The 26755-nt window shown below is 73.4% G+C and carries 26 protein-coding genes; 16 read left to right on the plus strand and 10 right to left on the minus strand.

Translation table 11 applies throughout. The features are described from left to right. Positions 1-165: 165 nt before the first annotated feature. From ACTWPW_RS38050 to ACTWPW_RS38060, 3 genes are all read right to left on the minus strand, one after another. Positions 166-1272 (minus strand): NAD(P)-binding domain-containing protein, encoded by a 1107-nt coding sequence (locus ACTWPW_RS38050; protein WP_443171510.1) that lies wholly within the window; start codon positions 1270-1272, stop codon positions 166-168. 144 nt (positions 1273-1416) lie between these two features. Then, positions 1417-2451 (minus strand): LacI family DNA-binding transcriptional regulator, encoded by a 1035-nt coding sequence (locus ACTWPW_RS38055; protein WP_443171511.1) that lies wholly within the window; start codon positions 2449-2451, stop codon positions 1417-1419. Continuing rightward, positions 2435-4933, minus strand: a complete 2499-nt coding sequence (locus tag ACTWPW_RS38060; RefSeq protein ID WP_443171512.1) for a glycoside hydrolase family 3 N-terminal domain-containing protein — start codon at positions 4931-4933, stop codon at positions 2435-2437. Before ACTWPW_RS38060 ends, ACTWPW_RS38055 begins: the two co-directional genes overlap by 17 nt. 364 nt (positions 4934-5297) lie before the next feature. On the opposite strand from ACTWPW_RS38060, the gene ACTWPW_RS38065 reads away from it, so the two are divergent. From ACTWPW_RS38065 to ACTWPW_RS38075, 3 genes are all read left to right on the plus strand, one after another. Further along, on the plus strand, positions 5298-6659 hold the full coding sequence (locus tag ACTWPW_RS38065; protein ID WP_443171513.1) for an extracellular solute-binding protein: 1362 nt from the start codon (positions 5298-5300) through the stop codon (positions 6657-6659). A gap of 62 nt (positions 6660-6721) precedes the next feature. After that, entirely contained in the window at positions 6722-7567 is an 846-nt protein-coding gene (locus tag ACTWPW_RS38070; protein WP_375108474.1) for a carbohydrate ABC transporter permease, read from the plus strand. A 3-nt stretch (positions 7568-7570) separates the two neighbouring features. Continuing rightward, the gene (locus ACTWPW_RS38075; RefSeq protein WP_443171514.1) at positions 7571-8479 is read left to right on the plus strand and encodes a carbohydrate ABC transporter permease; all 909 of its coding nucleotides are present in this window, start codon (positions 7571-7573) and stop codon (positions 8477-8479) included. Here the strand turns inward: ACTWPW_RS38075 and ACTWPW_RS38080 are convergent. The 4 genes from ACTWPW_RS38080 to ACTWPW_RS38095 all read right to left on the minus strand — a co-directional run bounded on the left by ACTWPW_RS38080 (position 8469) and on the right by ACTWPW_RS38095 (position 11450). Continuing rightward, entirely contained in the window at positions 8469-9230 is a 762-nt protein-coding gene (locus tag ACTWPW_RS38080) for a phosphotransferase enzyme family protein (protein WP_443171515.1), read from the minus strand. The two genes, ACTWPW_RS38075 and ACTWPW_RS38080, sit on opposite strands and share 11 nt — an antisense overlap. A gap of 187 nt (positions 9231-9417) precedes the next feature. Then, positions 9418-10134 (minus strand): hypothetical protein, encoded by a 717-nt coding sequence (locus ACTWPW_RS38085; RefSeq protein WP_443171516.1) that lies wholly within the window; start codon positions 10132-10134, stop codon positions 9418-9420. A gap of 2 nt (positions 10135-10136) precedes the next feature. Then, positions 10137-10904 carry a bestrophin-like domain gene (locus tag ACTWPW_RS38090; protein ID WP_375108478.1) on the minus strand — a complete coding sequence of 256 codons (768 nt, stop codon included), beginning with the start codon at positions 10902-10904 and terminating at the stop codon, positions 10137-10139. Between the two features lie 387 nt (positions 10905-11291). Beyond that, on the minus strand, positions 11292-11450 hold the full coding sequence (locus ACTWPW_RS38095; RefSeq protein ID WP_443171517.1) for a hypothetical protein: 159 nt from the start codon (positions 11448-11450) through the stop codon (positions 11292-11294). A 165-nt stretch (positions 11451-11615) separates the two neighbouring features. Between ACTWPW_RS38095 and ACTWPW_RS38100 the strand changes: the two genes are divergently transcribed. Further along, entirely contained in the window at positions 11616-14363 is a 2748-nt protein-coding gene (locus ACTWPW_RS38100; RefSeq protein ID WP_443171518.1) for an ATP-binding protein, read from the plus strand. 120 nt (positions 14364-14483) lie between these two features. Continuing rightward, a complete protein-coding gene (locus ACTWPW_RS38105) occupies positions 14484-14819 on the plus strand; it encodes a hypothetical protein (RefSeq protein ID WP_443171519.1) in 336 nt (111 codons plus the stop codon). Between the two features lie 27 nt (positions 14820-14846). Here ACTWPW_RS38105 and ACTWPW_RS38110 read toward each other — a convergent pair whose 3' ends face one another. Further along, positions 14847-15398 (minus strand): Lrp/AsnC family transcriptional regulator, encoded by a 552-nt coding sequence (locus tag ACTWPW_RS38110; RefSeq protein ID WP_364129306.1) that lies wholly within the window; start codon positions 15396-15398, stop codon positions 14847-14849. Between ACTWPW_RS38110 and ACTWPW_RS38115 the strand changes: the two genes are divergently transcribed. From ACTWPW_RS38115 to menC, 11 genes are all read left to right on the plus strand, one after another. Then, positions 15399-15569 carry a hypothetical protein gene (locus ACTWPW_RS38115; protein WP_375108482.1) on the plus strand — a complete coding sequence of 57 codons (171 nt, stop codon included), beginning with the start codon at positions 15399-15401 and terminating at the stop codon, positions 15567-15569. Positions 15570-15592: 23 nt separating this feature from the next. Beyond that, complete coding sequence (locus ACTWPW_RS38120) at positions 15593-17179, plus strand: ABC transporter substrate-binding protein (RefSeq protein WP_375108483.1); 1587 nt, start codon at positions 15593-15595, stop codon at positions 17177-17179. Positions 17180-17189: 10 nt separating this feature from the next. After that, a complete protein-coding gene (locus tag ACTWPW_RS38125; protein WP_364129299.1) occupies positions 17190-18284 on the plus strand; it encodes an ABC transporter permease in 1095 nt (364 codons plus the stop codon). Beyond that, entirely contained in the window at positions 18281-19159 is an 879-nt protein-coding gene (locus ACTWPW_RS38130) for an ABC transporter permease (protein WP_364129296.1), read from the plus strand. Before ACTWPW_RS38125 ends, ACTWPW_RS38130 begins: the two co-directional genes overlap by 4 nt. Next, the gene (locus tag ACTWPW_RS38135; protein ID WP_443171520.1) at positions 19156-19929 is read left to right on the plus strand and encodes an ABC transporter ATP-binding protein; all 774 of its coding nucleotides are present in this window, start codon (positions 19156-19158) and stop codon (positions 19927-19929) included. The genes ACTWPW_RS38130 and ACTWPW_RS38135 overlap by 4 nt, the downstream gene beginning before the upstream one ends. Continuing rightward, entirely contained in the window at positions 19926-20834 is a 909-nt protein-coding gene (locus ACTWPW_RS38140) for an ABC transporter ATP-binding protein (RefSeq protein ID WP_375108485.1), read from the plus strand. The genes ACTWPW_RS38135 and ACTWPW_RS38140 overlap by 4 nt, the downstream gene beginning before the upstream one ends. Continuing rightward, positions 20831-21982: a M24 family metallopeptidase gene (locus ACTWPW_RS38145; protein ID WP_375108486.1), complete on the plus strand. Its 1152-nt coding sequence runs from the start codon at positions 20831-20833 to the stop codon at positions 21980-21982. The genes ACTWPW_RS38140 and ACTWPW_RS38145 overlap by 4 nt, the downstream gene beginning before the upstream one ends. 48 nt (positions 21983-22030) lie before the next feature. Continuing rightward, entirely contained in the window at positions 22031-22228 is a 198-nt protein-coding gene (locus ACTWPW_RS38150) for a hypothetical protein (RefSeq protein WP_443171521.1), read from the plus strand. Between the two features lie 89 nt (positions 22229-22317). After that, positions 22318-22872, plus strand: a complete 555-nt coding sequence (locus ACTWPW_RS38155; RefSeq protein WP_375108487.1) for an acyclic terpene utilization AtuA family protein — start codon at positions 22318-22320, stop codon at positions 22870-22872. Between the two features lie 149 nt (positions 22873-23021). Next, positions 23022-23813: a GNAT family N-acetyltransferase gene (locus ACTWPW_RS38160; protein WP_375108488.1), complete on the plus strand. Its 792-nt coding sequence runs from the start codon at positions 23022-23024 to the stop codon at positions 23811-23813. Then, positions 23810-24910, plus strand: coding sequence for an o-succinylbenzoate synthase (menC, locus tag ACTWPW_RS38165; RefSeq protein ID WP_375108489.1), 1101 nt, complete (start codon positions 23810-23812; stop codon positions 24908-24910). Before ACTWPW_RS38160 ends, menC begins: the two co-directional genes overlap by 4 nt. Here menC and ACTWPW_RS38170 read toward each other — a convergent pair. Both ACTWPW_RS38170 and ACTWPW_RS38175 read right to left on the minus strand, forming a co-directional pair. Next, a complete protein-coding gene (locus ACTWPW_RS38170) occupies positions 24900-25565 on the minus strand; it encodes an ABC transporter ATP-binding protein (protein ID WP_364129278.1) in 666 nt (221 codons plus the stop codon). The two genes, menC and ACTWPW_RS38170, sit on opposite strands and share 11 nt — an antisense overlap. After that, positions 25562-26755: oligopeptide/dipeptide ABC transporter ATP-binding protein (locus tag ACTWPW_RS38175; RefSeq protein WP_443171522.1), on the minus strand; the 1194-nt coding region annotated here is incomplete at its 5' end. The genes ACTWPW_RS38175 and ACTWPW_RS38170, both read right to left, overlap by 4 nt.

Here is a 26755-nt window from a genome sequence, read left to right on the forward strand (position 1 = left end):
CCAGGATCGGGCACCCGCCAGTACCGCCCGAGACGCCCGCGGCGGCAAGGAGGACGCTACGCGCGGCGCGGCGGGTCACGCCGCCCCGCGACCCGGGTGAGCGCCGGAACGGCCGGGACTTCGGTCGGGACAGGAGGGTGCGGGCGCTACGGGCGGCGCCTCGGATCAGGCGGCGCCGGGGGTCGGGGCGGCGCCGGGACGGTCCGGGATACCAGCGGCGGTGAGGAGGGTGCGGACGTTGCGGGCGGCTGTGCGGCCGGCGCGGTTGGCGCCGATCGTGCTGGCCGACGGGCCGTAGCCGACGAGCTGGAGCCGGGGCTCCCGCAGCACCCGTGTGCCGTCCACGCGGATGCCCCCGCCCGGCTCCCTGAGGCGGAGCGGGGCAAGGTGGTCGAGGGCCGAGCGGAAGCCGGTGGCCCAGACGATCGTGTCGGCCGCGACGTACCCGCCCCCGTCCCAGGTGGCCCCGTCCGCCACGACGCGGTCGAACATCGGCAGCCGCTCCAGCGCCCCCTTGGCCAGCGCGTCCCTGACGACGGCGTTGTAACGCAGGCCGGTCACGCTGACGACGCTCTGCGGCGGCAGGCCGGCGCGTACGCGCTCCTCCACCAGGCCGACCGCCTCCCGCCGGGCCTCCTCGCTGAATTCCTCCTCCGCGAAGACGGGCGGCCGGCGCGTGACCCAGGTCGTCGCGGCGGCCACGCCGGCGACCTCCGAGAGCACGTGCATGGCCGAGTGCCCGCCGCCGACCACGACCACCCGCCGCCCCGCGAACTCCTCCGGCCCCCGGTATCCGGCGTAGTGCAGCTGACGGCCCGCGAACCCGGCCGCGCCCGGGTAGTAGGGCCAGTACGGCCGGGTCCACGTGCCGGTGGCGTTGACCACGGCCCGGACCGCCCACTCCCCCGCGTCCGTCGCGACCACCAGCCGCTCCCCCGCCCCGTCGTCGCGGACGGCCGTGACGCGCACCGGCCGCACGACGTCGAGCCCCGTCACGCGCTCGTAGTCGGCGTAGTAGGCGGGGACCACCTCGGCGGCGGGCCGCCGCCCGTCCCCCTCGGCCGGCTGGGGCAGGCCGGGCAGGTCGAAGACGCCGTGCACCTTGTCCATGGTGAGCGAGGGCGAGCGGTGGCGCCACGCCCCGCCGGCACCGTCGGCCGCGTCCAGCACGACCGGCTCGAACCCGAACCTCCGCAGGAAGTACGCGCTGGACAGCCCCGCCTGCCCGGCGCCGATGACCACGACCTCGCTCAGCTCCACGACACACGTCAACCGCGCCGCACCCGCCGCTCTTCCCCCGGCCCGGGACGCCGGTACAAGAACGCTAGTGCAGGGACGCCAGCGCAAAACGCCGGTGCAGGGACGCCGGTGCAGGAACGCCGGGCCTGCCTGCCCGGACGCCGGCACCGGGGAGGTTCAAGCCCGTCTGCCGCCGCCCGCCGGGACGGGGGCGGTCGAGCCGCGGACGACCAGTTCCGTCGCCAGCTCCACGTGATGCGAGTCGACCCTCGCCCCGGCCGCGAGCCGCAGCGCGGTCCGCAGCGCGACCCCGCCCATCTCGCGCAGCGGCTGCCGGACGGTGGTCAGCGGCGGCGAGGTGACCTGGGCGATCTGCGTGTCGTCGAACCCCACGATGCTGAGGTCCTCGGGGATGCGCAGGCCCCGCGCCCGCGCCGCCTCCATGATCCCGACGGCCATCTCGTCGCTGCCCGCGAAGATGGCCGTCGGTGCGTGCGGCAGGTCGAGCACCGCCGCCCCGCCCTCCACCCCGTCCTGGTAGTGGAAGTGTCTCGAGCGCACGTAGCCGGGCAGGACCGGCGCCCCCTCGGCCTCCATGGCGGCGCGGTAGCCGTGCAGGCGCGCCTGGTTGCAGGCCGCGGTGGCCGGGCCGCCGATGTAGGCGATGCGCCGGTGCCCGAGGGAGAGCAGGTGGTGGGTGGCGGCCAGCCCGCCGGCGAAATTGGTCGAGCCGATGCTGGTGACCCGGGTGCGCGGCAGGTTGAGCGGGTCGATGAGGACCAGCGGCAGGCGGGCCCTGGCCAGCGCGGCCGGCTGGCCCGCGGTCAGCTCGCCGGTGACGGCGATCAGCGCGCGGCGCCCGGCCGCGACCAGCTCGCGGGCCCAGGCGGTGGTGCGCTCGGTGCCGCTCCTGATGCTGACCACGATCCCGACGCCGGCCTCGGCCCCGGCCGCCACCGCGCCCTGGATGATCTCGGTGGAGTAGGCGTTGAGGTCGGCGTCGAACTGCACCTCGACCGTGGCCAGCCCGGAGGGCTCGCGGCGCGGCGCCGGGCCGACGTAGTCGTGCTGGCGCAGCAGCGACTGCACGAGCGAGCGGGTGGCCGGCGCGACGTCGCTGCGGCCGTTGAGCACCTTGGAGACGGTCGCGACCGACACGCCGGCCGAGGCCGCGACGGTGGCGAGCGTGGCGCGCCTAGAACTGGCCGGCATCTGCACCCCCTTGCCGCCGCCCGGCGGAGCCCGCGCGCGCATCGGCGCCCACGTCAGCGCCCACGTCAGCGCCCACGTCAGCGCCCACCTCGGCGCCCACGTCAGCGGGGGTGACGAGCCGCCGGTCGTGGCCGACGTACCGCGACGGGCCGGTCAATCGTACGACGCCCCGGCAGGGCAGGTCGGCCGCCGAGGTGCCGACCAGCACCTCGACGTCCCCGGGCTCGACGACCCGGCGCAGGTCGCGGCCGGTGAAGGCGGTGCGGTCGGCGTGTACGCGGAAGCTCACCTCCGTGCTCCCGCCCGGCTCCAGCCGGACCCGCGCGAACCCGGCCAGCTGCCGCACCGGCCTGGTGACCTGGGCCAGGACGTCGTGCAGGTAGAGCTGGACGACCTCCTCCCCGGCCCGGCCGCCGGTGTTGCGGACGGTGACCGTCGCCGTGAACTCCCCGTCGGTGGGGACCTCGGTGTCGCTGATCCGCAGGCCCGCGACCTCGAAGGTGGTGTAGGAGGCGCCGTAGCCGAAGGGGAACAGCGGGCTCGGGTCGAGGTTGCTGATGCCGTGGCTGTCGGTGCCCAGGGGCGGTTGCAGGTAGGTGCCCGGTTGCCCGCCGGGGCCGCGCGGGATCTGCACGGGCAGCCGGCCCGCGGGCTGGATCCGGCCGGAGAGCACGCCGGCGATGGCCGCGCCGCCCTCCTCGCCGGGCATGAACGCCTGTACGAGCGCGGCGGCGCCGGCCCGTACCTCGCCCAGCGCGTACGGCCGCCCGGAGACGACGACCACGACCACCGGCGTGCCGGTGGCGGCCAGCTCGGCCAGCAGGTCCGCCTGGGCGCCCGGCAGCCGCAGGTCCTCGGCGTCGCAGCCCTCGCCCGAGGTGCCGTGCCCGAACAGGCCGGCCAGGTCGCCCACCACGGCCACGCACACGTCCGCCTCGCGGGCGGCGGTCACGGCGGCGGCGAAGCCGGAGCGGTCGTCGCCGCGCACCTCGCAGCCCTGCTCGTAGCGGATCTCGGCATCGGGCAGCTCCGCCCTGAGCGCTTCGAGGACGCTGGGCGCCTCGACGCCGAGCCCGAGTCCGGGGTGGCGGGGCAGCACGTGGTTGGGGAAGGCGTAGCAGCCCATGAACGTGCGGGGGTCGTGCGCGGCGGGCCCGACGACGGCGACCCGGCGCGGCGCGGGCCGTCCCTCGCCGAGCAGGGGCAGCGCGGTCCCGGCGGTGAGCAGGATGACCGACCGCTCGGCCAGCTCCCTGGCCAGGGCGCGGTTGCCCGGGGAGTCGAGGTCGGTGGAGGCGGCCCCGGCGACCGAGCCCTCGGGCGTCCAGTCCGGGTCGAGCAGCCCCAGCTGGACCTTCTGGGTGAGCAGGCGGCGCACCGCCCGGTCCACGACCGCCTCCGGCAGCTCGCCGGAGCGCACCCGCTCGGCGAGGTGCTGCCCGAAGCCGAGGGTGTCGGGCAGCTCGACGTCGACCCCGGCGGCCAGCGCGTGCACGCCGGCCTGCTCGGGGTCGGCGGCGACGCGGTGCATGGTGGCCAGGAACGGGACCGCCCAGTAGTCGGAGACGACGGTGCCGGTGAAGCCCCATTCGCCGCGCAGCACGTCGGTCAGCAGCCAGGAGTCGGCCACGGCGGGGACGCCGTCCACGTCGGAGTAGGAGTTCATCACCGCGCGGGCGCCGCCGAGCGCGATGGCGGTCTCGAACGGCGGCAGGATCATGTCCATCAGCTCGCGCCGCCCCATCGGCACCGGGCCGTGGTTGCGGGCCGCCCGCGAGGCCGAGTAGCCGGCGAAGTGCTTGAGGGTGGCGATGATGCCGGCGCTCTCCAGCCCGCGCACGTAGGCGGCGCCGAGCATCGAGACGAGGTACGGGTCCTCGCCCATGGTCTCCTCGACCCGCCCCCACCGGTAGTCGCGCACCACGTCGAGGACCGGCGACAGCCCCTGGTGCACGCCCACGGCGGCCATGTCGCGGCCGATCGCGGCCGCCATCCGGGCCACCAGCTCCGGGTCGAACGTGGCCGCCCAGGCGATGGCCGCGGGGTAGACGGTGGCGCCGTAGGCGGTGAAGCCGGTCAGGCACTCCTCGTGCACGATCGCCGGGATGCCGAGCCTGGAGCGCTCGACGACGGCCCGCTGCAGGCGCACGACCTCCGCCGCGCCCTGCTCGGGGGTGACCGGGGCGCTGCCGTGGACGCGGGTCAGGTGGCCGAGCCCGTGACGGGCCGCCTCTTCCAGGGGTATCGTGCCCGACGCGGCGAACACGTCCTGCATCGGCGCGACGTTGAGCGTCTCCGCCCCGGGCTCCGGCTCGGCCTCCTGCATGTCGTTGCCGATCCACCGGCTGCCGAGCTGGCCGATCTTCTCTTCCAGGGTCAGCTCCGCAAGGAGGGCGTCGACTCGGTCGGCCACGGCGAGCGCCGGGTCCTGCCACGGGCGCAGGGCCCTGTCCGCCGTCGGTGTCCGATCAAGAGCCGTCATGTACTGCGCTCCTTAAAGAGGTGCGGTGCTGTCGTAAGTTTTCGAAAATGTTTCGACACCTGGACGACACTCCGCGCGGAACCTTCGGTCTCACGGACCCCCAGCTGAAGGCACGCGCGAAAGTACCTTACACGTGACCCGCCGGAAATCCAGTGGTTGCCTGATCGACAAACTCTTGACACCTTTATTCCCGAAACCTAGATTGGCGACCCCCGCGGTCATGTCGAAAATGTTTCGATGAGCTGACATTGGGAGGAGTGGACGAGCGGCATCGGTACGGTGCCGATCCACGACCGCCGGCCATCGCACCCAGTGATCAACGAGCCGCATCCCCAGCCCGCGGCACTCGAGTATGGAGATCAGCGTGGAGTCCAGGAAAACCTCTCGCCGCACCTTCCTCAGCCTCTCCATGGGCGTTCCCCTGGGAGCCGCCCTCGCCGCCTGCGGCGGCTCGGGGCCCACCCAAACCGGTGCGGGCGGCACCGGCACCGGCGCCACGAGCGGCGGCGGTGGCGCCGGCGCCACGTATTGGTACCTGTCGACCCAGCCGCAGGAAGGCGTGCGCACCAGGACCGTCGAGCGCCACAACCAGGCCAACCCGAACGGCAAGATCACCGGCACGACCTTCCAGAACGACGCGTTCAAGACGAAGATCAAGACGGCCATCGGGGCCGGTCAGGCGCCCACCCTCATCTGGGGCTGGGGCGGCGGCACGCTGCGCAGCTACGTGCAGGCCGGCCAGGTCGAGGACCTGACCTCGTGGTTCGACCAGAACACCGCCGTCAAGGACAAGCTGTTCCCCTCCTCCTTCGGGGCGGCCACCATCGACGGCAAGATCTACGCGATGCCCTGCGAGACCTTGCAGCCGATCGTCCTGTACTACGACAAGCGGGCCTTCGACAAGATCGGCGCCGAGCCGCCCCAGACGTGGGGCGACATCCTGGACCTGGTGCCCAAGTTCAACGCCAAGGGCATCGCGCCGTTCTCCCTCGGCGGCCAGTCACGCTGGACGAACATGATGTGGCTGGAGTTCCTCTTCGACCGCCTCGGCGGACCCGAGGTCTTCCAGGCCGTCTTCGACGGCGAGAAGGACGCCTGGAACAACCCGCTCGCGATCCAGGCCCTGGGCGAGGTGCAGAAGCTGGTCAAGGCCAACGGGTTCGTCAAGGGCTTCTCCTCGATCACCGCCGACTCCAACGCCGACCAGGCGCTGCTGTACACCGGCAAGGCCGCCATGATGCTGCACGGCGGCTGGACGTACGGCAGCATGTCCACCGACGGCGGCGACTTCGTCTCCGGCGGCAACCTCGGTTACATGAACTTCCCGCCGATCGACGGCGGCAAGGGCGACCCCGGCAACACCGTCGGCAACCCCGGCCAGTACCTCTCGATCTCCTCCAAGGCCACGGCCGAGCAGAAGGAGATCGCCAAGAAGTTCTTCACCGGCGCGCTGACCGACGACACCGCGGTCAAGGACTGGGTCGGGACCGGCGCCGTCCCGATCATCAAGGGCGCGGACGCGCAGTTCGCCACCTCCAAGGACAAGGACTTCCTGACCTTCGTCTACAACATCGCCGTCAACGCCAAGACCTTCGCGCAGTCCTGGGACCAGGCGCTCAGCCCGACCGCCGCCGAAGTGCTGCTGGACAACATCTCCAAGCTGTTCCAGATGTCGATCTCGCCGCAGGAGTTCGCCACGAACATGAACGCGGTCATCGGCAAGTGAGCGCCGTCACGACCACCGCCAGGCCCGCGGCTCGCGCGGGCCGTGGCGGCTCACTGGGATGGATGACCATCCCGGCACTCGTGTTCTTCCTCGGTTTCGCCGTGATCCCCCTGGTCGGGGTGCTCGCTCTGAGCTTCGCGCAATGGGACGGGCTCGGTGCGATCAGCGTCGCCGGCTTCGACAACTGGGCGGCGATCCTGAGCGACCCGGGCCTGCCGCACGCACTCTGGGTGACGTTCCTCCTCATGGCCGTGTCGTGGGCGGTCCAGACGCCGGCGAGCATCCTGATGGGCGCGTTCCTGGCCGGGCAGCAGCGTTACCGGGCGATCCTGTCGGTCCTGTTCTTCATCCCGCTGCTGCTCAGCTCCGCGGCCCTCGCGATCACGTACAAGGCGCTGCTCGACCCGAACTTCGGGCTCGGCGCGGGCCTGGGGATCCCCATCCTCGTCCAGGACTGGCTGGGCGAGCCGATCCTCGCCTTCAGCGTGGTGATCTTCGTGGTGTCCTGGCAGTACATCCCGTTCCACTCGCTGATCTACCAGGGCGGCATCCGCCAGATCCCGCGCTCGATGTACGAGGCCGCGGAGCTGGACGGCGCGGGCCGGGTACGCAGGTTCTTCAGCATCACGCTGCCGCAGCTCAAGTACACGATCATCACGTCCTCGACGCTGATGGTGGTCGGGTCGCTGACCCTCTTCGACCTGATCTTCGTGCTGACCGCGGGGGGTCCCGGTGACGCCACCCGGGTGCTCGCGGTCGACATGTACAAGCGCGGCTTCATGGCCAATCTCATGGGCCCGGCCAGCGTGATCGCGATCATCCTCGTCCTCGTCGGCCTTGCCCTGTCGCTGCTGCTGCGCCGGCTCGGCGGCCGCGACTCCAGTCACAGCCAGCTAGAAGGGGCCTGACGCATGACGACCGCCCCCACCACCAGGGCCCCGGAGCAGCTCGGCACCGCCAAGGCGGACCCGCGCCACCGCCGCAGCACCTCGCGCGGCAAGGAGCGCCCCAACTACCTGGCCGGGTTGACCAGCGTCCTGTGGCTGCTGATCGTGGTCGTGCCGATCTACTGGATCGTCATCACGAGCTTCAAGTCCCAGTCGCGCTACTACCTGGAGAACCCGTTCGCCCCGCCGTCGGAGCCGACGCTGGCGAACTACCGGCTGGTCATCGAGTCGGACTTCGTGCAGTACTTCATCAACAGCGTCATCGTCACGATCGGCGCCGTGGTGCCTGCCGTGGCGGTCAGCTTCATGGCGGCGTACGCGATCGTGCGCGGCGCCGACCGGAACCGGCTGCTGCGCTGGACGAACTCGCTGTTCCTCATGGGGCTGGCCATCCCGCTGCAGGCCACGATCATCCCGGTCTACCTGATCATCATCCAGCTCGGCCTGTACGACTCGCTGATGGCGATGATCCTGCCGTCGATCGCGTTCGCGATCCCCTTGTCGGTGCTGGTCCTGTCGAACTTCATCAGGGATGTGCCGAAGGACCTGTTCGAGTCGATGCGGATCGACGGCGCGACCGAGCGCGGGATGCTCTGGCGGCTGGCGTTCCCGCTGGCCCGCCCGGCCGTGGTGACGGTGACGATCTACAACGCGCTGCACATCTGGAACGGGTTCCTGCTGCCGCTGGTGCTCACGCAGAGCCCGGACAAGCGCGTGCTGCCGCTGGCGCTGTGGTCCTTCCAGGAGGAGTACAGCATCAACGTGCCGGCCGTCCTGGCCTCGGTCGTGCTCACCACGCTGCCCATCCTCGTCCTGTACGTGGTGGGCCGCCGCCAGCTCCTCAGCGGCCTGACCGCGGGCTTCAGCAAGTAATGAGGGCGTTCTCGTGGCGGCGCAAGTGCTCGACGTTCATCTCGTAGAAGCGATCGTCGCCGCGGGCGACGTGGTCGGTGAAGGCCGCGTCGCCCGCGGCGGCACGCTCCCGCATGAAGCCGACCAGATGCTCCAGGCGCTTGATCGCGGTCTTCGCCAGCGCCTGCCGGGCGGCCTCGCCGAGCTCGTACGCGTCAGCGAACAGCCGTAGCCGCCGCGCCTGCTCCGCCACCGGGATCCCGTCGCCGTCGCTCGGATCGTGCAGGGGGACGAACCGGTAGGCCGCGTAGGCCACGTCCCAGACGCGCGGTCCGGGGTGCGCCGTGTCGAAGTCGATGAACGCGACCGGCCGGCCCTCCCTGAACACGCAGTTGTACGGGGCCACGTCCGCGTGGCAGATCACCTCGTACGGCTCGACCGCCGGGAAGTACCAGTCACCCTCGCGGAAGAGGCCGACCGTGGCGTCGTGGTATTCGCGCAGCAGCCGGGCCACGGCCACCAGCACCTCATCGGTGCGCACCCATGCGGGCAGCGGGTAGTCGGCGGTCTCGCCCGGCACGAAGTCGAGGACCTCCCGCCCCTGCCCGTCGATCCCGTGGCTCCTGGGCGCGCCGGTGAACCCGCGCCCGGCCAGGTGGCGCAGCAGCCCGTGGACGGCCGGGGTCCAGGGTCCCGCCGGCCTGCGCACCGTGTCGCCCACCCGGACCACGTGGTTGACGCCGCCGCCGGCCAGCACCTCTTCGCCGGGCACCGCCCCTCCTTGATCGCGTCCGGCCAGTGTGCCACGCGTCACGGAGCCGTCGCTTCCCATTTTTCACCGGGCAGACCGGATGCACGGGCGCCATGGACGCACCGCCCGGACTTCCCGTGGTGCTCCTGGTGCTCGTGGTGGACGACGCTCGAGATTTCGGGCGAAGGCGCTCAGGTCGCTCGCGCGATCATCGCCGTGCCCGGAAGGCCACGGCCGTCGTCGAGGTGATCGCCGTCACGAGCACGACCGTGAGCAGGACGCTGTTCAGCGGGTTCCGCCGCCGCGCCGGCGGCTCGAGGCTCTTGACGCGAGAACGGGCCGACCGGGTGGGGGCCGGGGTGGGCTCGGGCTTCGGCGAGGGGAGCACCCGGACCGGCACCACAGGCGGCACCACTGGCGGCGCGGCCGCGCGCACCTCGCGGGGCGGGCGGCGCGGGCACTCCCCCACCACGACCCCGCCCGAGCACACCCCGTCGTGGTAGACGGTCACCTGCGGCACCGTGACCTGGGGCTCCGCCCGCCTGCCGCGCGGCATCGAGATCGACACCCTGGGATCGGGCGAGCGCCGCACCGACACCCTCGGCACCTTCACCCGGGGGCCCACGGTGACGCCCCTGGGCGGGGCGGGCGGGCGCACGGACACCTTCGGCACCGGCCGGGGCGGCACCACCCGGCCGCCTCCCGGCACCGGACGGGGCCGCGCCACCCGGCCGGCTCCCGTCATCCGACGGGGCGGGGCCACGCGGCCGGTTTCCGGCGCCCCGGCGAGCGCCATCCGGCTGACCTCCCGCGCCCCGCCGGGCCACGGCTCGCGGTCGGCCGCGGCGAGGCCGGCCGCCGGGCCCGCGGCGGCCGCCGCGATCAGGGCGGCGGCCAGCAGCAGCGGCGCGCGCCTGACGGCCACGGTCACAACCCCCCGGCGATCCGCGCGAACTCGTCCAGCGCCCCCTGGAACGCCTCCGACCCGACCGCCAGCGGCCCGGCGAACGCGTGCGAGATGTCCCAGGTCAGGTAGATGCCGAAGCCGAGCAGCGCCGCCGTGGCCACCAGCGGCAGCATCGCCAGCCCGCGCGGCCTGGCCCCGGCCAGGAACGGGAAGACGATGACCAGCGCGCCCGTGAGGATCGTCAGGAGCAGCAGCCCTTCGGGCGGCGTCGCGGCGGCGTCGGCGGTGCGTTGCGCGCGGGCCGTGGAGATGGCGCTGATGTGCTCCAGCACGGTCTCCTTGGCGTCCTCCTCGTCGCCGTCGCGGGTCTGGAGCTCGTTGACGCGGCCGCGCAGGTCGTCCATCCGCTCGGCGCCGAGCGGGTGCATCTTGCCCTCGGCCATGAGCGGCCACTCGTCCCGCATCACGAACGTGACATAGTCACGCAGCGACCTGCGCACCTCCTCGGGCGCCGAGCCGGGCAGGTCGGAGGCCGCCCAGTAGGCGTCGACCGCGGACTGGCTCTCGGCGTGGGTGTTGAGCCGGGCGGCGTCGGCGGTGGTCCACGGCACGATGATCGCGATGGCGAACACCAGCAGGAACATGGCCGACAACATCGCCCCCGCGTGCGCGGCGGACGGGCCGTTGGGGTCGCGGTCCTCGCCGGCTCTCTTCACCCGCCTGAACACCAGCGCGGTGAGCGCCACCGCGCCCACCGCCGCCAATATCGAGAGCGTGTACGCCACCATGAAGATCTCCCGGATCTCTTCGGATACGCAGTGTCACATTACTATCACACAGCGCAATGATGGCGTCAGGCCCCTGAAAGGTAAAGTCCCGGGCAAGCCCGCTCCCGCCCGCCCCGCGGCCGCCCCTGACCCGGAAGGCGGCCCGGGCCGCTTTCCCGCCTACGCGCGGGCCGCACGGCCACGCGCGGGAGCCGCCGGACCCGGCGCCGGGTCGGCGCGAACCTGCGCGGCATCGTGGCAGTTGCTCCACGGGGTCCGGCGGGCACCCGTCCCCCCTGCGCGCCCTGGGGGCCTGGCCGTCCCTCCGCGAACGGCCGTGAGGTCCTCCACCTGCGCCCCTCCCACGGGGGACACCTCACATGTTCCGGTCCGGCGGGAGGGCGCGCGTCAGAGTTCGTCCCGGGGATTACCCGGGGTGTGCGGCCCTTCGAGCAGCCGCAGCAGCTCCAGCCAGCCGTGGAACGGCACGGCCCGGTCCGCGTCCTCACGGGTGACCAGCCCGTGGACGCCGTCCGCACCGTACTCCAGCTCCACGATGAACCGCATCACGCCTCCCGGCTCACCGCGAGCGTAAGAGACCCGCCCCGGGACGGCATCCTGGGGATAACCCCTGATTTTCGCGCGGCCTCTGGACAGGTAGACAGGCAACTCTTACTTGAGGCTCCGGCCGTCCCGCGCAACCGTGGGATTCCCCGGGAAGCGGAGGCCGCCATGGCTGAGCCGATCGCGACGTTCGTCGGGCGAGATCAGGAGCTCCGGCACCTGGCGGAGGAGTTCGGGCGCGCCCGTGCCGGGCAGCCGCGGCTGGTGGTGGTGGAGGGGCCGGCCGGGATCGGGAAGACGACGCTGATCCACCGGTTCCTGGAGGGGTGCGGGACGGCGAACGTGCTGTTCACCGATGGTGACGAGGGCGAGGTGCTGCTCCCGTACGGGACGCTGGTCAGGTTGTTCGGCGGGCCGGGCGGGCTGCCGCGGCGGCTGGCCGTGCTGGCGCCCGGGCTCGACGACCCCGCCGGGCTGCCGGACCCGCTGGCGGTCGGGGCGGCCCTGCTGGACGTGCTGAGCGAGCGGCAACTTGGCGAGCCGCTCTGCCTGGTCGTCGACGACGTGCACTGGGCGGACGAGCCGACGTTGCGGGCGCTGACGTTCTGCCTGCGCCGGCTGCGCGTGGACCGGGTGCTGACGGTGCTCATGCTGCGCGACGCGGCCGCGTTGTCGGGTCCCGAAGGCCTGGTACGGCTCGTCGCCGCGCGCTCCACCCGGTTGCGGCTGCCGGGGTTGCGGGCACCCGAGGTGGAGGCCCTGGTCAGCGGCCTGGTCGGCGGCCCGGTGTCGCAGCGGGGGCTGGCGCGGCTGGTCGCGCACACCGAGGGGGTGCCGCTGCACCTGCGGGCGCTGCTGGAGGAGGTGCCCCCGGCGGCGCTGGACGACCTGGGGCAGCCGCTGCCGGCGCCGCGCTCGTACGCGCTGCTGGTGCTGGGCAAGGTGGCCAGGTGCGCGCCGCCGGTGCGGGAGCTGGTCAGCGCGGTGAGCGTGCTGGGCCTTTCGGCCCCGCTGCACCTGGCCGCCGGAGTGGCCGGGGTGGAGGAGCCGCTGCAGGCGCTGGAGCAGGCGGTGCGCGAGGGGGTGCTGCTGGAACGCTCCTCCACGCGCGGCACGGTGGCGGCGTTCCCGCATCCGCTGGTCCGCGCGGCCGTCTACCGCGACCTCGGCCCGGCGCGCCGCTCGGCGCTGCACGCGCGGGCGGCGCTGGTGGCCGAGGGCGAGCAGGCGCGGCTGCGGCACCGCATCGAGGCGGTGTCGGGCCCGAACCCGGAGCTGGCCGCCGAGCTGGCGGAGCTGGGCCGGGCACAGGTACGGCTCGGCGCGTTCGGCAGCGCGGCCGAGCACCTCAAGGCCGCGGCGGAGCTGTCGGGCGATCCCGACCCCCTGGCCGCCGAGGCGGTGGAGGCGCTGCTGCTGGACGGCCGGGTGGAGGAGGCGGCCCGGCTGACCGCGAGCCTGCCCCAGCGGGCGCACCCCGCGGTGCGCGGCTACGCGCTGGGGCACCTGGCCATGGTGCGCGGCGAGGTCGAGGAGGCCCGCGCCCACCTCGTCACCGCGTGGGAGCGCGCCGGGCCTCCCGAGTCGGGCCTGGCCGCGCGGGCGGCCCAGCAGCTCGCCATGCTCTGCCTGGTCAGGGCCGAGGGCAGGCAGGCCACGCGGTGGGCCGAGCGCGCCAGGAGCTCCCCCGGCTACCGCTTCAGCATCGACTACAACCGCTACATGCTGCTGACCGGTCTGGGCATCTCGGGCCAGATCGACGCCGCGCTGGCGGCCACCGCGGACCTGCCGCCGGCCGCGACCGCGTCGATCGCGGAGCTGGACGCGCTGCTCGGCCGCGGGCTGCTGCGCACGTGCAGCGACGACCTGGCGGGCGGGCTGGCGGACCTGTCGGGGGTGGTGACCGCCTGCGGGGAGCGCTCGGTGCCGTTCCGCATGTTGTCCATGGCGATGCTGGGGCAGGCCGAGTACCGGGCGGGCCGCTGGGACGACGCCCACCTGCACACCGCGACCGCGGCGTCCGTGGCCGACGACGCCGACCAGCGGTGGCTGGCGCCGGTATGCCACGCGCTGGCCGCGCTGGTCCCGGCCGCCCGCGGCGACTGGCCGGCGGCGGAGTCGCACGTGGCGGCGGCCATGCCGGCCAGGGATTCGAGCATGGACGCGGTGGCCGCGCTCGCGCACGCGTGCAGCGCCGCCGCCCACCTGGCCGCCGCCAGGGGCGAGCACGGCCGTACGGTGGAGGCGCTGGAGCCGCTGCTGGCGGTGCGGGTGCACGACATCGTGTACGAGCCCGGCATCGTGCAGTGGCTCGACCTGCTCGTCGACGCCCTGGTGGCGCTGGGCGACCTGGAGCGGGCGGAGCTCCAGCTCGCCGGGATGGAGCGGCTGGCCGGGCGGCGGCGCAGGAGTTCGGCGCTGGCCGCGGCGGCCCGCTGCCGGGGCGGCCTGCACGCGGCCCGGCACGAGAACGACCTGGCCGACGCCGCGTTCACGGCCGGGCTGGCGCACTCGGGGGTGGCGGGGCTGCCGTTCGACGAGGCGCGGCTGCGGCTGGCGTACGGGCGGTTCCTGCGCAGGCTGGGCCGCCGCAAGCAGGCGCAGGCGCAGCTCGAGGTGGGCCTCGGGATGTTCGCGCGGCTGGGCGCGCGGCCGTACGTGGACCGGTGCGAGCGGGAGCTGAGCGCCTGCGGGCTGCCGCGCGCGGAGACCGGGTCCTCCCCGCTGATGCGGCTGACGCCGCAGGAGCAGGCGGTGGCGCGGCTGGTGGCGACCGGGATGACCAATAGGCAGGTCGCCAGGGAGCTGGTGCTGAGCGTGAAGACCATCGAATACCACCTGGGCAACGCCTTCGCCAAGCTCGGCGTCGCCTCGCGGGTGGCGCTCACCACCAAGATCCGGGCGCCGATGGACTGAGCCGCCGGCGTACGGCCGCCGTTCCGCTCCCGGCTGGACGGATTGCGACCGCTGACTAGCATCCCTCACCGTATGTCCAACCGATTGCTGATATTTCCGAAATCTGGGGACCATGGGGGCGTGAATCTCAACGGTCGTAAATTCGTGATGGTGAGCTCGACGGCGAGCGCGGTGAACCCCGACAGCCCCACGGCGTTCGAGTACTGGGAGACGGACGGGGTGGTGTGGGGCAGCTACACCGGCGACACCGTGACCGAGGGACGCTTCGTCGGCACCCGCGACGGCGACCGGGTCTCCATCTCCTACGTGCACGCCCTGGTGGCCGGGGGCACGGCGGGCGGGAAGAGCAGCAGCCGCATCGAGACCGGGGACGACGGGCTGCTGCGCCTGGTGGAGGAGTTCACGTTCGAGGGGGACGACACGCCGCACGTCAGCGTGTGCGCCGAGGTCGCCTGACCCCGCCCGATCCGTCACATCCGCCTGTCAGCCGTCCTTGCGCAGGGCGGCCCGGCCCTCGGCGGCGCCGACGAAGCGCATCTTGCCGAGCGGCACGTCGCCCTGCGCCTCCTGGGCGGGCCGCCGCTGGGGACGGGCCTGGTCGCGGTCGCTGGGCAGCACGTACGGCCGCCTGAGCACCTCGTCCAGGATGAACACCGTCTCCGTCGCCTTGACCGCCGGGATGTTGGCCAGCCGGTCGGTCACCATGGTGTGCACCGCGGCCACGTCGGACACGCGTACCTGGATCATCGCGTCGTGCTGGCCGGTGGTGATCGCGCAGTACTCCACCTCCGGCATCCTGGCCAGCTCGGCCCTGAACTGCTTCCACATCTGCTGGCGCACGGTCACGAAGATCAGCGCCGTGATGCCGAGCCCGGTCCTGACGTGGTCGATCTCGGCGGTGAACCGCTTGATCGCGCCGTCCGCGCGCAGCGCCTCGAACCGGGTGTAGGCGTTGGCCCGGGAGATGCCCACCCGCTCGGCCAGCGCGGCGACCGAGATCCTGCCGTTCTCGCGCAGGACCTCGAGGATCTTCATGTGGATGTCGTCCAGCTCGAGACCGATACCGATCCGTCCAGCCTGACCGCCGCCGCCGACACCATTCCTGGAAATATCACTCATCATTACCTCATCGACCTTTATATACGTCTCGCCGACCGCACAGGACCTGGACGTTCTGCCGGACAATCCTCGACATCCTTCTGCTGAACGTCCAATCTTGGAGGACCAACATGGCGACCCGCTCGCAGACGGCGGCTGTACTGCTCGCCGGTGCACTCGCCCTCGCCGCCTGCGGAAGCGGCGGCGGCACTTCCCCGGCCCCCGGTGCTTCCGGGGCCTCCGGGGGCAAGACCCTCGTCATCGACACGTCCTTCGACCTCAAGACGGCCGACCCCGGCCGCACCTACGAGCCGACGGGCCTCATCGTCGGCAAGGCGCTCTACGAGACGCTGCTGACCTTCGACGGCGCCGACGTGACCAAGCCGGTGCCGGCGCTGGCCGAGTCGTACGAGCTGTCCGAGGACGGCAAGACGCTGACGCTCAAGCTGAAGCAGGGCGCCACCTTCGCCGACGGCTCGCCGGTGACCGCCGACGACGTGGTCTTCTCGCTGACGCGCGTGCGTGACATGAAGGGTACGCCGTCGTTCCTGCTGGACGGCGTCGAGGTGGCCAAGACCGACGACACGACGATCACGCTGACGTCGAAGGCCCCCAACCCGGCCCTGCCGTACATCCTGCCGAACCCGGCCCTCGGCATCATCAACAGCAAGCTCGCCAAGCAGAACGGCGCCACCACGGACCCGCAGGACAAGGCCGAGCAGTACCTGAACGCCAACTCGGCCGGCTCGGGCCCGTACCAGATCGAGTCGTTCAACGTGAGCAGCCAGGTCACGCTCAAGGCGAACCCGAAGTACTACGGGACCAAGCCCGCCTACGACAAGATCGTCCTGCGCAACGTCGAGGCCGCCACCCAGAAGCTGAACGTCCAGCGCGGCGACAGCCAGGTGGCGCTCAACCTGTCGGGTGACCAGGTCACCGGCATGCCCGCGACCCTGCAGGTCAAGAAGACCGCCTCGGCGAACGTCATCTTCCTGCTGGCCAACCAGGACTCCGCGATCAGCAAGACCACGACGAACGCCAAGTTCGTCGAGGCGGTGCGCAAGGGCGTGGACTACACGGGGCTGCTGGAGCTGGCCGGCGAGGGCTCCACGCAGGCGCCGGGCGTCATCCCGTCGCAGCTGCTCGGCGCGCTGCCCGCCGACCAGGGGGCCAAGCGGGACGTCGAGGGCGCCAAGGCCGCGCTGGCCGCCAGCGGCCTGTCGAACCCGACCGTCAAGCTGGAGTACCCGAGCGAGCTGACCGTGAACGGCCTGTCGTTCCAGCCGCTGGCCGAGCGCGTCCAGGCCAACCTCAAGGAGGTCGGCATCACGGTGGACCTGCAGCCCGCGCCGGTCACCACGGCCCTGGACAACTACCGCAACGGCAAGGAGGAGATGGGCCTGTGGTACTGGGGCCCCGACTACCCCGACCCCAGCGACTACCTGGCCTTCCTCCCGGGCAAGACGGTGGGCCTGCGGGCCGGCTGGAAGGAGGGCGCGGCCAAGGAGATCGAGGCCGCGGGCGAGAAGGCCGCGGCGGCGATCGGTGACGACGCCCGTACGGCCGCCTACGTCGACGTCCAGACCAAGCTCAACGCGTCCGGGCCGTTCATCCCGCTGATCCAGCCGGGCCAGAACATCGTGACGGCCGCGTCGGTGACCGGGCTGGAGTACCACCCGGTGTGGACGGTGGACGTCGCCGACCTCGGCGTGAAGTAGGGATTCCCAGGTGTCCGAATCCCCGGATCCGGCGGGCACGCCGCCCGCCGGCCCGGCACCCGCGCGGGCGCGGCGGCCGCGGGCGCATCCGCTGGCGCGGTTCCTGGTGCGCCGCATCCTGCTGGCCGTGCTGATGGCCTGGGGCATCACCCTGGTGACGTTCGTCCTGACGAACCTCGTGCCGGGCGACCCCGTGGCCGCCAACCTCGGCCAGCGGGCCCTGGGCGACCCGGCCATCGTGGCGCAGTGGCGGGCCGAGCACGGCCTGGACAAGCCGCTGTGGCAGCAGTACCTCATCCACCTGCAGGGCCTGGTCCAGGGTGACCTGGGCACGAGCCAGCAGAGCCACCGCCCGGTCAGCCAGGACCTGGCCGAGTTCGTCCCGGCGACGCTGGAGCTGGCGGGCGCGGCGATCCTGGTCTCGCTCGTGCTGGGCGTGGCGTTCGGGGTCGTGGCGGCGCTGCGCCGGGACCGGCTGGCGGACCACGCGCTGCGGGTGCTGAGCCTCATCGGCATCTCCGTGCCGACGTTCTGGCTGGCGCTGGTGGCGTTCTACATCTTCTTCTACCGGCTGCAGCTCACCCCGGGCAGCGGCCGGGTGGACGCGGCGCTCGGCTCGGCCCCGCCCGTGACGGGGCTGCAGACGATCGACGCGCTGCTGGCCGGGCGGTGGGACATCTTCTCCTCCGCCGTCGGCCACCTGATCACGCCCGCCCTGGTGCTGGCGCTCTACACGATCGGGCTGCTCACCCGCTTCACCCGCTCGGCGGTGCTGGAGGTGCTGGGGCAGGACTACGTGCGCGCCGCCAGGGCCAAGGGCCTGCCGGGCCGGACGATCCTGTTCCGGTACGTCCTGCGCTCCGCCCTGGTGCCCATCATCACCGTGGCGGGCCTGGCCTTCGGCAGCCTGCTGTCCGGCACCGTGCTGGTCGAGGCCATCTTCGCCTGGCCCGGCGTCGGCCAGTACGCCTACAAGAGCGCCACCACCCTCGACCTGCCCGCCGTCATGGGCGTCGGCCTGGTCGTGGGCGTCGTCTACCTGGTCATCAACCTGATCGTGGACGTCCTGTACGGCGTCATCGATCCCCGAGTGAGGCTGCAATGAGACGGCGGGACCCCCTCGCCCGCAAGGGGCTGCTGCGGCGGCTGCCCGAGGCGTGGCGGCAGCCGCTGGCGATCGTCGGCGGCGTGCTGGCCGTGGCCTGGCTCGTCATCGCGCTGGCCGCGCCCCTGCTGGCGCCGCACGACCCGCTCGCCCAGGAGCTGCCGCGGCTGGCGCCCCCCGGGCCCGGCCACTGGTTCGGCACCGACCAGCTCGGCCGCGACATCCTCAGCCGGGTCATGTACGGGGCGCGCGTGTCGATCCCGCTGACGCTGCTGCTGGTGGCGCTGTCGGTGCTGATCGGCGGGCTGCTCGGCGCGTGCGCCGGCTACTTCGGCCGGTGGGTCGACGAGACGATCATGCGGGTGGCGGACCTGGTGTTCGCGTTCCCGACCGTGATCCTGGCCATGGTGGTGGCCGCGGCGCTGGGCGCGAGCCTGACGAACGCGGTGCTGGCCGTGCTGGTCGTCGCCTGGCCCGCCTACGCCCGGGTGACGCGCGGGCTCGTGCTGGGGGTGCGGGAGCGGGAGTTCGTGCTGAGCGGGCGGCTGCTGGGCTTCTCGGTGTGGCGCTCGCTGCGGGTGGACGTGCTCCCGAACGTGACGGGCCCCGTCCTGGTGCTGGCCACCCTGGACATCGGCACCGCGCTGCTGCTGCTGTCCGGGCTGTCGTTCCTGGGCCTGGGCGCCAAGCCGCCCTCCCCCGAGTGGGGCGCGATGGTGGCCTCCGGCGTGGAGGTGTTCGACAGCTGGTGGGTGGCGACGTTCCCGGGGCTGGCGATCCTGACGGTGGTGCTGGCGTTCAACTTCCTCGGTGACACCCTGCGGGACGCCCTCGACCCCCGTACCGCTCGCGCGATCAAGGAGCGTGCGCTGTGACGCTGGACATCCGCGATCTGAAGGTGTCGATCGGCGGCAAGGAGATCCTGCGCGGCGTCGACCTGCGGCTGGCGGCCGGCCGCGTGCACGGGCTGGCCGGGGAGAGCGGGTCGGGCAAGACGATGACCGGCCTGGCCGCGCTGGGCCTGCTGCCGCACGGCGCGCGCGTGTCGGGGACGATCGCGCTCGGCGAGCGCGACCTGCTGGCCCTGCCGCCCAAGGAGCTGAACCGGGTGCGCGGCGGCGAGGTCGCCATGGTCTTCCAGGACCCGGCGACCAGCCTGCACCCGATGCTGACCATCGGCAAGCAGCTCACCGAGCACATGCGCCACCACCTCCGCCTGGGCAGGGCCGAGGCGCGGGCACGGGCGGTGGAACTGCTCGGCAAGGTCCGCATCCCGGGGCCGGAGGAGGCGTACGGGCGCTTCCCGCACCAGTTCTCCGGCGGGATGCGGCAGCGCGTCGCGATCGCCATCGCGCTGGCCTGCTCGCCCAAGGTGCTGATCGCGGACGAGCCGACCACCGCCCTGGACGTGACCGTGCAGGCGGGCGTGCTGCGGCTGCTGCGCGGGCTCTGCGACGAGCTGGGGCTGGCCGTGCTGCTGGTCACGCACGACCTCGGGGTCATGTCGGCGGTGGCGGACGAGGTCAGCGTGATGAAGGACGGCCTCGTCGTGGAGTCGGGGCCGCGCGGCCGGGTGCTGCGCGAGCCGGCGCACGCCTACACGAGATCGCTGCTGGACTCGCTACCCGAAGCGGAGACGTCATGAGCCTGCTGACCATCGACGACCTGGTCGTCGAGCACCGCTCCCCCGGCCGTCCCGTGGTGCGGGCGGTCGCGGGGGCCAGCCTGGCGGTCGGCCCGGGCGAGGTCGTGGGGCTGGTCGGCGAGTCCGGGTGCGGCAAGTCGACGCTGGCCCGCGCGGTCTGCGGGCTGAACCCGATCAGCGCGGGCTCGATCGCGTTCGACGGGCAGCCGGTCACGCCGCTCGGGCTGCGGCGCAGGAAGCTGACCGGGATCCAGATGGTGTTCCAGGACCCGTACGCGTCGCTGAACCCCCGCCGGCGGGTGGGCGACCAGATCGCCGACGGGCTGCGCACCGCGCGGGACACCGCCACCTCCCCCGCCGACCTGCTGGAACGTGTCGGGCTGCCGCGCGACTTCGCGGGGCGGCACCCGCACGAGTTCTCCGGCGGGCAGCGGCAGCGCATCGCCATCGCCAGGGCGCTGGCCGCGCGGCCGCGGCTGCTGATCGGCGACGAGCCGATCTCGGCGCTGGACGCCTCCGCGCAGTCGCAGGTGGCCAGGCTGATGCGGGACCTGGCGGTGGAGTCGGGCGCGGGCCTGCTGTTCATCAGCCACGACCTGTCCGTGGTGCGGCTGATCGCGGACCGGATCGCGGTCATGTACCTGGGCAAGATCGTCGAGGTGGGCGACACGGCCAAGGTGTGGGCCGATCCGCGGCACCCGTACACGAAGGCGCTGCTGGGGGCCATTCCCAAGCCGGACGGGCTGGGCGTGCTGCCGGCGGAGCTGCCCGGGGACGTGCCGGATCCGGCGAACCCGCCGGGCGGGTGCCGGTTCAACCCGCGCTGCCCACTGGTGATGGACGTGTGCCGCGAGAAGGAGCCGGACTTCGGGCCGGTCGCCTGCTGGCTGCACGAGCCGAAGTGAGCCCGCGGCCGTACGACGGGGCCGCGCCGCGGGAGCCCGCGGCCCGGGACGAGCGGCCCGCGGCCCTGGAGGACCTGGCGCCGCGGGCCACCCTCACGGTGGGGGACGCCCTCACGGTGCCGGACGGCCTGGCCGCCGGGCGGTTGGCGGCCGTGCGGGAGGCGATGGCCGACGCCGGGGTGGACGCGATCGTGCTGCGGCCCTCGCCCGACTACCGGTTCCTGGGCGGGGGCACGGGAGAAGGCGGTGGGGGCGCCTTCCTCGTGGTGACGGCCGACGCGCTGGCCGAGACCGCCGATCCGGCCGGGGTGGTGCCCGAGGGGGCGCGGCGGGTCGGGGTGGATCCGGAGATGCGGGTGCGGGAGCTGTTCGGGCTGGCGATCGAGGCCGAGCTCGTGCCCGCCTCCTCCGTGCTGGCGCCGCTGCGGCTGCGCAAGGAGCCGTACGAGGTCGAGGCCGTCGCACGGGCGGCCGCCGCCGCGGAAGGGGTGCTGGGGCAGGCGCGGGAGCTGGCCTGGTTCGGGGCGACCGAGCGGGCGATGGCCCACCGGCTGCGGCTGCTGCTGGTGGAGTCGGGCTGCGAGGACGTGGTGGCGCTGCGGGTGGCGGCGGGCGAGCACACGGCCCGGCCCGCGCACGTGCCCGGCGAGCGGGTGATCAACCCCGGCGACGCGGTGACGGTGTCGGTGTGCGGGCGGTGGGGCGGCTACTGCGCCGAGTCGGCCAGGGTGTTCGTCGTGGCCGAGCCGCCGGAGGACTTCGAGGCGATGTACTCGGTGGTGCTGGCGGCGCACCGGGCGGGGCTGGCCGCGATGCGCCCCGCCGCGCCGGTGGCCGAGGTGGCCAGGGTGATCGGCGAGGTGATCGACGGCAGCGGGTACGGGCGGTTCGCGGCGGCGCACGTCGGCCGGGGTGTCGGGCTGGGGCCCGACGAGGGGCCGCGTACCGGCGAGGACACCGTGCTGGCGGCCGGGATGACGTTCTGCCTGGAGCCGGCCATCTACGTGCCCGACCTGTTCGGCGCCCGGGTGGCGGACGTGGTGGCCTGCGCGGAGCCCGGCCCTGAGATAGGTGCGGAAATGGGTGCGGAGACGGGTGCGGTGGTTCTGGGGTCCAGCCCGCACACCCTGCACGTCCTCGACCGCTGACCTGGGCGGGGGCACGCGGTCGCCTCCCCGCTCGGCTGGAGCGCCGTCGTGATCGGGGTCGTGGTGCTCGTCCGGCTGGTGTGGCTGCTGCCGGCGGCGCGGCCGGCCAGGAAGGTGCGCCGGGTGCAGGGCGAGATGATGTCGGCCGCCCGGCAGGAGGTCCTGGAGGCGCGGCGGGACCCGAGCGCCGATCCCGTAGTGGTGTCGCGGGTGCTGCGCCGGCTCGACGCCTGGAGCCTGCGCTGAGCGCCTCCGGCGGCATGGTCGCCGTCCTCGCGGCCGCCTTCCGTGAGTAACGGTGTGTGATGGTTCGCGGCAAAGGGTAGTCAACCAACATGCTGCGCATCGGCACATGGAGGTCTGCCGAGTCGGTCGATGTCGTCGCCTGCGGCTGGCACGACAGCGGCCCTGGAGCCCTCGCGACGGGCATCAAGCTCATCTACGGGACGGGCGGCCGGGTGCCGGAGCTCCCCGGGCTGCGCGTCGGCGCCCGGCCCGCACAGGGCGCCGAGGAGATCGCCGAGCTGCTGTGCCAGGGGCTGGACGTGGTGCTCACCGCTCCCGGCTGCTGCCCGGCCGCGCCCGTGGTGGCGGCGGGGATGTGGCACTACGGCTGGACGCGGGGCGACGTCGGGGCGCTGGCGGGGGCGACCGTGGCGGGGCTGGCGATGGCGGCGCAGGCGGGCCCGTGCTCGGTGGAGATCTGGCGCGACGGCCGCAGCTCGCTCGACGGCCACGTGACCGCCGCGGCCGTGCGCGCGCGCCTGGCGGCCCGCTTCCCGGGTGGCCGCTACCGCACGCCGGAGGTCACGGTGCCGCTGGAGTCCGTACGCCTGAGCCAGGAGGCGCCCAGCCGGATCCGCATCGCCCTGCGCGCCGGATCCCGCTGAGCCCGTACGCGCCGCCGCCCGCCGGGCGCGTACGGGTAACAATCTCCCCCGCCGGCGGTGAGGCGATGCTACGAAAGACCGCCGCCCTCTTGGTGGTCCCGGACGAATCCCGGCGACCGGCGATGGCATACCGTCGCCATGGGATGTCCGTGAGGGGAAGGGTTGGCACGTTGATCGAGGTCAGGGAGCTCCACGAGCTGGCGGAGCTCGAGCGGGTCTACGCGCTGTTCGACGGCATCTGGCACTTCGGCGCCGGCGACCCGCCCATCACCCTGGAGCTGATGCGGGCGCTCGCGCACGCGGGCGGCTACGTGGCCGGCGCCTTCGACGGGGAGCGCATGGTGGGCGCCTCGGCCGGCTTCCTGGCGACCGGGGGCGCCCTGCACTCGCACGTCACCGGCACGCTGGCCGGCCGCGGCATCGGGTTCCAGCTCAAGCAGCACCAGCGCCGCTGGGCCCTCGCGCGCGGGCTGGAGCGGATCACCTGGACCTACGACCCCCTGGTCCGCCGCAACGCCCACTTCAACCTGGCCAAGCTGGGCGCCCGCCCGCTGGAATACCTGCCGTGCTTCTACGGCGTCATGGAGGACGCGATCAACCAGGGCGACGAGTCCGACCGGGTGCTCGCCTCCTGGCCGCTGACCGCGCCGCACGTGGAGGCGCTGGCACGGCGGGAGCCGCGCGTCGCGCCGGTCCCCGATGACGCGGTGGTGGCGCTGGCCGACGAGGGCGGGCGGCCGGTGACGGTCCCCGGGGCGGCGGACGCCGGGACCGTGCTGGTCGCGGTGCCGGCCGACATCGAGGCGCTGCGCCGCGCCGACCCGGGGACGGGCAAGGCGTGGCGGCACGCCGTACGTGATGTGCTGGGCGGTTTGATGGCGGAGGGTCGCCGGGTCACGGGGTTCTCCGGGAAGTCGTACTACGTAGTGGAGAAGATGTGAAGATCACTGGAGTTGAGCTGCGCCGGATCGCGATGCCGCTCGTGGCACCGTTCCGCACCTCGTTCGGCACCGAGACGTCCCGCGACGTGCTGCTGGTCAGGGTCGTGACGCCGGACGCCGAGGGCTGGGGCGAGTGCGTGGCCATGTCCGAGCCGCTCTACTCCTCCGAGTACGTCGAGGGCGCCGCCGAGGTGATCCGGCGTTTCCTGCTGCCCGCGCTGCCGGCGAACCTCGACGTGCACGACGTCGGCCGGGCACTGGAGCCGATCAAGGGGCACCGCATGGCCAAGGCCGCGCTGGAGACGGCGGTGCTGGACGCGCAGCTCAGGGCGGCGGGCGAGTCGTTCGGCCGCTTCCTCGGCGCCGCCCGGCCGCGGGTGCCGTGCGGGGTGTCGGTCGGCATCATGGACTCGGTCCCGCAGCTCCTCGACGCCGTGGGGGGCTACCTGGAGGAGGGGTACGTCCGCATCAAGCTGAAGATCGAGCCCGGCTGGGACGTCGAGCCGGTGCGGGCCGTGCGCGAGCGGTTCGGCGACGACGTGCTGCTCCAGGTGGACGCGAACGCCGCCTACTCGCTGACCGACGCCCGCCGCCTGGCCCGGCTGGACGCGTTCGACCTGCTGCTGATCGAGCAGCCGCTGGCCAACGACGACCTGGTCCAGCACGCCAAGCTGGCCACGCGGCTGAAGACGCCGATCTGCCTGGACGAGTCGATCGAGTCGGCCGAGCACGCCGCCGCGGCGATCGCGCTCGGCTCCTGCTCGATCGTCAACATCAAGCCGGGCCGGATCGGCGGCTACCTGGAGGCCCGCCGCATCCACGACCTGTGCCGGGCGAACGGGATCGCGGTGTGGTGCGGCGGCATGCTGGAGACGGGGCTCGGCCGGGCGGCGAACGTGGCGCTGGCCGCCCTGCCCGGCTTCACGCTGCCCGGCGACACCTCCGGGTCGCGGCGCTACTACGCGACCGACATCACCGAGCCGTTCGAGCTGGTGGACGGGCACCTGGAGGTGCCGGCCGGGCCTGGCCTGGGGGTCGAGCCGATCCCGTCCGTGCTCGACGAGGTGACGACCTCGACGGAGTGGATCACCCTCTGAGCCTGGGCACCGCGGCCAGCAGGGCGCGGGTGTAGTCGTGCGCGGGCTCGCCGACGACCTGCTCGGTGGGCCCGACCTCGACCAGGCGGCCGTGGTGCATGACGGCCACCACGTCGGCGACATACCTGACGACGGCCAGGTTGTGCGAGATGAACAGCATCGCCAGCCCCAGCTCGTCGCGCAGCCCGCGCACCAGGTTGAGCACCGCGCCCTGCACGGACACGTCGAGCGAGCTGGTGATCTCGTCGGCGACCAGCAGCCCGGGGTCGCCGCCGAGGGCGCGGGCGATCGCGACGCGCTGGCGCTGCCCGCCCGACAGCTCGCGCGGGTAGCGGCCGGCCAGCTCGGCGGGCAGCCGGACGAGGCCGAGCAGCCGCTCCACCTCGCCGGCGCCGGCGCCCTCCGCGATGGTCTGGGCGACGGTCATGCGGGGGTCGAGCGAGGCGTACGGGTCCTGGAACACCATCTGCACGCGGCGGGCGCCCTCCACGGTGCCGGTGTGGGGGACGAGCCCGCACACCGCCCGGGCCAGCGACGACTTGCCGGACCCCGACTCCCCGACGAGCCCGACGACGCTGCCGTCGGGGATCTCCAGGGTGACGTCGTCCACGGCGGTGAAGGCGCCGAAGCGCACGCTCAGGTTCTTGATGATCATTTGACCTCCCAGCAGGCGACCCGCTGGGAGGGGCCGTGGGCGACGAGTTCGGGGCGCTCGTCCCGGCACCGGTCGGTGGCCAGGGCGCAGCGGGGGGCGAAGGCGCAGCCGGGGCCGACCTGCGCGGGCGCCGGCTGGGTGCCGGGGATGCCGGCCAGCGGCAGGGAGCGGTCGGTGTCGAGGTCGGGCAGGGAGGCGATCAGCGCCTTCGTGTACGGGTGCGCGGCCCCGGCGGCGAGCCGGTCGGTGGGCAGCTCCTCCACCACGCGCCCGGCGTACATGACCACGACCCGGTCGCACAGCTCCCCCACGACGGCGATGTCGTGCGAGATGAACAGGCTCGCCGCGCCCGTCTCCTCGACCACCTCGCGCAGCAGCCGCAGGATCTGCCGCTGCACGGTCACGTCCAGGGCCGTGGTGGGCTCGTCGGCGACGATCAGGCGCGGCGTGCCCATGAGGCCCATCGCGATCACGGCGCGCTGCCGCATGCCGCCGGACAGCTCGTGCGGGTGCTGCGCGGCCCGTTTCCCGGGCTCCGGCAGGTGGACGTGGCCGAGCCGGTCCACGGCGCGGCGGCGGGCCTCGGCGCGGCTCGCGCCCTGGTGCACGATGGCCACCTCGGCGAGCTGCCCGCCCACCTTGAGCGCCGGGTTGAGCGCGGCCAGCGGGTCCTGGAACACCATGGCGAGCGCGGTGCCGAGCTCGCGGTCCGACAGCGTGGCCACGTCCCTGCCGCCCAGGCGGAGCGCCGCGTACGTGACGGCACCCGGATAGGGCACGAGCCCGCCGATGGCGCCGGCGGTCAGGCTCTTGCCGCTGCCGGACTCGCCCACCAGCCCGACGATCTCGCCGGGCGCCACGGTGAGCGACAGCTCCCGCACCGGGGTGACGCCGCCGGGGAACGTGACGCTCAGGTCCCGCACCTCCAGCACCGCGTCCGGGTCGGGGGCGTCCCCCGCGACGGGCCCGGCCCGCCGCCCACGCTCGCTTCCCGGTACGGGAGCCCGCGCGGCGGCCCTGGCCAGGGCGTCGCCCAGCAGGTTGAAGCCGATGCCGGCGAGCGCGATGGCGGCGGCGGGACCGAGCACCGCCTCGGGCGTGACGTAGATGCGCGGGAACCCGTCGAACAGCACCCGCCCCCAGTCGAAGTCCGGCGGCTGCACCCCGAGCCCCAGGAACGACATCCCGGC

The organism is Nonomuraea sp. KM90, assembly GCF_052246675.1.
Lineage (GTDB): Bacteria > Actinomycetota > Actinomycetes > Streptosporangiales > Streptosporangiaceae > Nonomuraea.